Here is a 2399-nt window from a genome sequence, read left to right on the forward strand (position 1 = left end):
CACCCGGTCAAAGGTTTCCGTTCCCAAGGCCGCTCGCGTGATTGACGCGCACGGCGCTGTCCTCACGGCCGGGTTCTGGAACAGCCACGTTCATATCATGCCCTTGGATCTTATGAGCGCGAAGACAGCCAAGGCGGCGACGCTCGAAGGCGGCATCCAGGCGATGTTGACGCGCTGGGGCTTCACCACGGTCTTCGATCTGGCGTCCTCGACCGAAAACACCTTGGCATTGCGCGAGCGCATCGCGTCCGGAGAGATCGCCGGGCCCATGATTCTTACTTGCGGCGACCCGTTCTTTCCCGAAGGCGGTACGCCGATCTACGTGCGGCAATATCTGGCTGATCACGGCTGGACCAACGAGGAAGTCTCGACGCCCGAAGAAGCCGCCAATCGTGCGGTTCGACAGCTCGACCGCGGCACAGACGCGGTGAAGATATTCGCTGGCGCTATCGTGGGCGGCGACATCGGCGTGCTGCCCATGCGCCTGGACATCGCCAAGGCCGTGGTGGCCGAAGCGCATAAGCGTGGTAAACCCGCTTTCGCGCATCCGTCCAACTATGCCGGCATAAACGTGGCGATCGACTCCGGCGTGGACATCCTGGCTCACACCACGGCGACGGAAAACGGCAGCCACGATCCTTATGGTTGGACGCCCGAGCTTATCAAGCGCATGCGCGCCCACAACATGGCCTTGACCCCCACCATGACGCTATTCGAGTGGGAGGCGAAGAAAGTCCACCAGAAGCCGGAGGTTCTGGCGCAGACGATCAAAATGATCACCTCCGAAGTGAAGGATTTTTCCGCCGCCGGCGGCGAAATCCTGTTCGGCACCGACGTCGGTTATACCGACGCCTACGACACAACGGAGGAATATCGCCTCATGTCGGGCGGTCTGGATTGGCGCCAGATATTAGCTTCGTTGACCACCACGCCAGCCTCTCGCTTTGGCTATGGCGCACATAAGGGGCGCATCGCTCCAGGCATGGACGCTGATCTCGTACTCCTTGATGGCGACCCGGCCAAGGATCCAACCGCCTTCGCTCGTGTGCGCGACACCATACGCGGCGGACGGGTAATCTGGGGGACGGATCGGTGATCACCATCAACGAAGTGCACTGATGGCGTAACGAATCGGGCGGATGAACGATGCGGGACATCACTGGAGCCCGTGGACCCGGTCGCGCGATGGGGGAGGGGAGCGACCGGTATTGTCCAAAAACACTTCCACGCGTTCCATGCGTTCATCCACCCGGCCTGGCCCGATGGATGCCTTGCCACTCCGTTCTTTTTCACTGGAAGTGGGGTGGCGGGCGAGCCAGGGTAAGAAGACCGCAGTAAGGAACGGCTGGGCATAAGCCCGCCTGGCTGCCCGCCATAGAGGCGAGGAACCGACTACCGCAGGATTGCCCTGCGGTAGTCGACCTTACTAACAGGCTTCTTACACCCGGTTGCCGGTGTTTGCCGGCAACCGGGAAGATGATGGCTGACAGCGCGGCGTGGTTCCATAGTAACGGTCGTAAAAGTGGCGACGGATTTCTATGGAAGGGATCGGAGTGTTGGCTTTGCCCGCGCAAAGGCCAAGGATGAATCAGCGATTAGGGAAAGTTATCGGGGGGTATGTGGTCATCAAGAGTCATGCCATGAGCGATCTTCCAGGCCTTACTTTGAATACGTCAGGGGCGCGGGGGACGGCGTGGGGCACACGCTGTGGCAGAGCCTTGCCGTAGCTTCTCGCATCAGCGCATCACTTCGCACGACCCTAGCAACAGAGCAGACCCGGAAAACGTGGATTCAAGCCTTCCCCATGCAACGAGAGAAGATTCTCCATCGGTAGGATCGCCGCCAAATCACGCCTCTGTCGCGCTGCACGCGCCAGGATAGGCCAAGGTTGATCTGGGAATGCCCTACAGCACGGGGCTGCACGCGCCTTCCACCTCGGCCGACAGCATGCGCACCACGAACGTGGCAAAGAAGTCATTCCTGTCGTGGCGGTTGTACCTGCAAGGTACGGAAGCTTCATTTGCCGAATTTGCGCTTGCGGGTGAGTCCGCAGGGCGGATGGTCTCGCTGACGGACGTGGGGACGCCGGCTAAGCAGGGAATCCTTTCAGGTGACCCGGCTTCGAGGGGGAAGTATGGAAGTCATTACTGTTCCGAGCAAAGAGGACACGGTTGACGCCGTCATTACGCTGGCTTTGTTGCCGGTTGCCCTCGATGTGGCGGAACGTGTCCTGCAGCTCATTGAGCTTAGCGCCCGTTCGATGCCACCTCACGAGACCGCGGAAATACTCTACCGGGTAGGCAAGGGTGCAGAGGGTGGCGTGATCGCCATGGGTGAGGCACGGGTTATTCTGCGCGGTGCAGGCTACCGGTATATCTTTTCCCTGGAAGCCATCTTTG

At 60.3% G+C, this 2399-nt stretch carries 2 protein-coding genes; both read left to right on the forward strand.

Annotation, left to right across the window (positions count from 1 at the left end; genetic code table 11):
* Positions 1 to 1096: amidohydrolase family protein (locus VK519_RS04715; protein WP_324347977.1), on the forward strand; the 1096-nt coding region annotated here is incomplete at its 5' end.
* A gap of 1038 nt (positions 1097 to 2134) precedes the next feature.
* The coding region (locus tag VK519_RS04720) for a hypothetical protein (RefSeq protein WP_324347978.1) at positions 2135 to 2399 on the forward strand (265 nt) is incomplete at its 3' end.

It is taken from the genome of Pinirhizobacter sp., assembly GCF_035317885.1.
GTDB lineage: Bacteria > Pseudomonadota > Gammaproteobacteria > Xanthomonadales > Rhodanobacteraceae > Pinirhizobacter.